The following is a 4,273-nucleotide window of genomic DNA, read 5'->3' on the forward strand; positions in this document are numbered from 1 at the left end:
TCTACTCCATCATTTAAGGCGATAAAGCGGACATCAAAACTAGGGAAAGTTGATTTCCGTTAGCTGTCCAACCTTGATATAAGAGCGCCCCAAAACGGCTTTAAATCCTTTACAATAAAGTTCGAAACTTGCCGATTTTCCACCAAACGCAGAGCTTCTGAAATTGCTGGACGGTCAAAATTTGTGCCACTAAAGCCATCATCGACAAACAAAATAGGATTAGAGAGATTTTCTCTTGTAACTACATCAAGCAGAATTTTCTTCTGATTGATAATTGAGTTGCTATCTCCGTCCAGTCCATCATCTTGACTTAAGCGACAATAAACCACCGTAATATCTGAAAGTTTTGAAGTATCTACTTGTCTATAATCTGAAATTGTCAAAGTTCTGTTCATGTGTTTTTCTCCTTTTGGAGTTCACACACCTTATACTTCTATTATACCATTTTTGCTACTGTTAAAGTAGTGATTTATCGCTTAAAATCAACCTTTCTAGGATATTTTCAAGATTGCGATTTCCAGTAAAACGGTGACAGATTAAGTAAGTCGTTCGACCAATTCGACAAATTTCATCGGCGGTGCGTGAGGGCTGTTTTGAGTCTCTATCTTGATTCTTCTGGTTCATTCAAAATTCCTCCCTTGATATAATCTGGGTATTCTTCAAGTGTTATTACAGTGAACAGTTCCCAAAAGTTATATAGTTCTTTTTGAATTGCTTTCAAAATCGCCAGTTTTCGCTTGTCATCTGGTACAACCCACAAAACATAGGGGAAAACTTCCTTTTGTCGTTGTTCAATACCTGAACGGTAGTATTCAATATATTTCTTACAAGTATTTACGACACGCGCAAGACTTTCTGTGCTTCGGTCTATTTCCAGAAAATAATGATCTTCGTAATCGTGATTAACCAGCTCCAAATAAGCATCGGGCTTTAGGGTTCTGCCTATACCAGAGAGTTTTTGGTAGCTACGCCAAGAGTTCGGCTCAAAGGAAAAGATTTCAAGTGATAGCTTTTCTGAATTTCGAACGGTCTCCAGTGTCTCAACAAAGATTTCTGTAATTGCTAAAGTATGTTCAACGTGGTGCTGAGTTGGTTCATATTTATTTTTATAGCGCAAAACAACTGTTTCATCTTGGTTTTTAAGGAATTTTAGTCCCTTAAAAGTAATTTGCCAAACATAAGAAGCCGAACCACGTCGTGCGCCACCAATTCGCCGTTTTAAGTGTGAAACCAATCCAGCTTTCTTCAGACTTTGAAGTGCAAAATTAGCACGGCGAATGGCGGTTTCAGCTCTTACACTACTGGTAAAAAAGAGTCTGGCTAGTTGGTTGGTGGTGGTATATCTAGCTTGACTTAAAAAGTAAAGAATTTGCGTATCATTATCTATTTTGTAATTCCATTTCATCTGTTTTGTTCTCCATTAAAATTTAAAGGTGTGCTCCCGTAAAATGTGCTTAGTTACGGAGTAAGTCGTGTGAGTAAAAATTCTGAAAACCTTTATTTATCAGGGTTTGAAGAATTTTCTTCATCAACACGATTCGAAGAGCGATTGGAACGCTTTTTACGCCCTAAATTTGTTAATTTTGGGTTAAAATTTTCATTTTTTGAAGCAGATTTTTCAAAAATGTAGTTTTCAAATTGGCTTTCAATTTCTGAAATATCTTGTCCGTATCGGCTCAAGCTATTCAAAAATGGCGTGCGACTATCTCTAATTTTTGGTTTAGGTGGGTAGGCTTTACCAATAATCCAACGATAAGTATTTTGTGAAATTTCAGTACGAATATATGCCCAAAATGGTGGTAAGCTGTAAAAATCTTCTTTATCAATCTCCAGAGTATATTTTGCCATTTCGCGAGCTTCATCAAGATTTAAGCCAAAAACAATTTTATTCGCAACATTAGATTCAATTCCAGCTTTTAACTGGGGTGACATCTGGGCGAGATGCTGGAAACCGATATTCCAGCCAACATTAAACTGACGAGATTGCGAAAGTGCTTCGTCTAAGTTAGAATTGGGGATTCCTAGGAAACTCGGTGTCTCATCGATATAGATAAAGACCGATTGGCGTTTACTTGACTCAACCGAAGACTGGCGCAAAATTAACATCCAGAGCATTGAAGTGATTAGGCTACCAATGAGTTTCGCAGATTCTGAACCGATTACCGATTTATTTAGTGGAATCAATACGATTTTTCGGCTTTTGAAGATTTCTGCAGGACTGAAACTTTGATTAGTTTGTCCCAACATTGCCCGAAGTTGCGGACGAAGCAAAAACTGGCGGAATTTATTCAAAATGGGGTTTAACATCTGGTGACGTTGAGCTTCACTGAGCAATTCAAACCAGTTCCAGAAACTTTCCAGTCCGATTGGGTCTTTTAACTCTCTTAATAGTTTATTTCGAAAGGATTGATTAGTGAGTAAACTTGGTAGCATGACTAAAGAAGTGCTTGGAATTCTAGCAAGCGTTAGAAAACTGTGCGATAGAATATCCAGCGAGTAAATTCCAAAATGTTCAGGATAAAGTCCTTTAAATAGCTCCAGTAGATAATCTGCAATAACTTCTGGCTCGATACCGTGCTTAGTGAGCTCGAAAGGGTTTATACCTACAATTCGCTTTGAAGTGGGTGAAATCACCACAATATCTTCATCGTGTTCAGTTGGTGTGCGCTCTAATAGTTCATGAGTGAGTTGACCTTTGGCATCCACCACAACGACGCTATGATGTTTAGATTGTATATCTGATAAAATTAAATGACTCATAGCGGTGGTTTTGCCGCAGCCAGTTGAGCCGAGAAAAACGGTGTGCTTTTTGCCAGCTTGAGCTGAAATCTGAATTGGTCTTGATTGACTTTCAACCGTTTGCGCCAAACTTCGCTGATTTTTTCGGTTAATATTGTAGCCTAAAGGTGGCACTACTAATTTAGGGTGAATATTTGGCACACCTGCAATATTTTCTTCCCCAATAGGTAAAAGCATGAAACAAGCTAAGTCTGAGACAGATAAACTATATGGGAAAGCCCAAGAAGGTTGCGCTTGATTAAGTTTTTGGATGGCTAATGGTTTTAATTCAATGGTTGCATTTGATTCCATCATACGAAAACTACTAAGTAGGCTGTCAAAAAATTCCTTTGTTCGCAAAATACTGCGAGATTGGACACCAAGGCGAATTTCACATTTAAAAGTAGATTGGTTTAGTTTTTGTTTCATCAGCTTTTTGGAGTTTTCAGAAAGCTCAGGAATGTTATTCGTAATCACTTGATACCATTTAGCGGATAAATTCGGCAAATCTTTGGGTTGTGGGCGAGGTGGTGAGCCTGCGCCAATAACCAACTGAACAACTACTATTTCATCTGGCTGAAGTATTTTTGAAATTGTAAGGCTTGAGCGTATCATGTTTTCTACAGAATCCGTTTTTAAAGCATAGTGAGATTCTTTGATGTTCACTAACCGCGCAACCGAAAGTTTTTCACGTTTTGAGACTCTTGAAAACTGAATAGCTCGGTGCGATTGAATCAGCTGGTAAATATGACGTTTATCTTGTTCTTCCGTCCCCAGAAGATACTGCACACGGTTTTTAGTCATGCGAACTTCAAAAACAATGCTTTTACGTCGAGTTAGACCGACCAACTGACCAAGCAAACTTTTGACGTCTTCTTCAGAAAACGGACGTTGCCAGTTCCACTCGCTCCAAGATAGCACTTCGAATTTTCTTTTCATCTCTACCTCCATTCTTTAGATTTAATAATCCGAAAGACGAACCAGCCAATGAAAATAACCGCAGTCGTCAAAACCAAGAACCACCAAACTTCCAGAATTAGTTTCACCGCCCAATTAATAAGCCAAGCACAAGCAACAAATCCAAGAATATATGCCATTAGTTTTCTCATAGCTGGTCTCCTTTCTGCCTCCATTTATACAAGAAAATTGGTGAAAAGTTAAATTTCATTACCTTCAGTTTTTAGAGCGATTGGAATGAATTTTAAGTAATGAAACAGTAGTATATTTCAACATATTTTTTACTTTTGTCTAGTCCAATCAAGGCTTTTATTTTCTTTCGAATTTTCTCAATTCGGATTTTGCAGCCAAGAAAAGTTCATTGATTTCTTGCCGTTTTTCCAGAAATTCTGCCAGGGCGATTTCTTCTTCACTATAGTGCTTTTTATCTGCTTGTTTTGGTTTTTCGAACCAATCCCAAAGAAATACAACAACAATGATAATTATAAAAGCTATAAAGTAGTCCATCATAAGCTACCTCATTCATCTTTCAGTAGCG

At 37.8% G+C, this 4,273-nt stretch carries 5 protein-coding genes; all 5 read right to left on the reverse strand.

Annotated elements, in window-relative coordinates:
• Nucleotides 1-59 precede the first annotated feature (59 nt).
• The 5 genes from HMPREF0851_RS15110 to HMPREF0851_RS15125 all read right to left on the reverse strand — a co-directional run bounded on the left by HMPREF0851_RS15110 (nt 60) and on the right by HMPREF0851_RS15125 (nt 4,245).
• Entirely contained in the window at nt 60-395 is a 336-nt protein-coding gene (locus HMPREF0851_RS15110) for a recombinase family protein (protein WP_009014495.1), read from the reverse strand.
• A gap of 206 nt (nt 396-601) precedes the next feature.
• Nucleotides 602-1,405, reverse strand: a complete 804-nt coding sequence (locus HMPREF0851_RS15115) for a replication-relaxation family protein (RefSeq protein ID WP_000871893.1) — start codon at nt 1,403-1,405, stop codon at nt 602-604.
• A 92-nt stretch (nt 1,406-1,497) separates the two neighbouring features.
• The gene (locus HMPREF0851_RS15120; protein WP_000823105.1) at nt 1,498-3,717 is read right to left on the reverse strand and encodes a type IV secretory system conjugative DNA transfer family protein; all 2,220 of its coding nucleotides are present in this window, start codon (nt 3,715-3,717) and stop codon (nt 1,498-1,500) included.
• A 2-nt stretch (nt 3,718-3,719) separates the two neighbouring features.
• Nucleotides 3,720-3,887: a hypothetical protein gene (locus HMPREF0851_RS16355; protein ID WP_001228845.1), complete on the reverse strand. Its 168-nt coding sequence runs from the start codon at nt 3,885-3,887 to the stop codon at nt 3,720-3,722.
• 157 nt (nt 3,888-4,044) lie between these two features.
• Nucleotides 4,045-4,245, reverse strand: a complete 201-nt coding sequence (locus HMPREF0851_RS15125) for a hypothetical protein (RefSeq protein ID WP_000969569.1) — start codon at nt 4,243-4,245, stop codon at nt 4,045-4,047.
• Between the last annotated feature and the right edge of the window lie 28 nt (nt 4,246-4,273).

The organism is Streptococcus sp. M334 (assembly GCF_000187745.1).
Taxonomy (GTDB): Bacteria; Bacillota; Bacilli; order Lactobacillales; family Streptococcaceae; genus Streptococcus.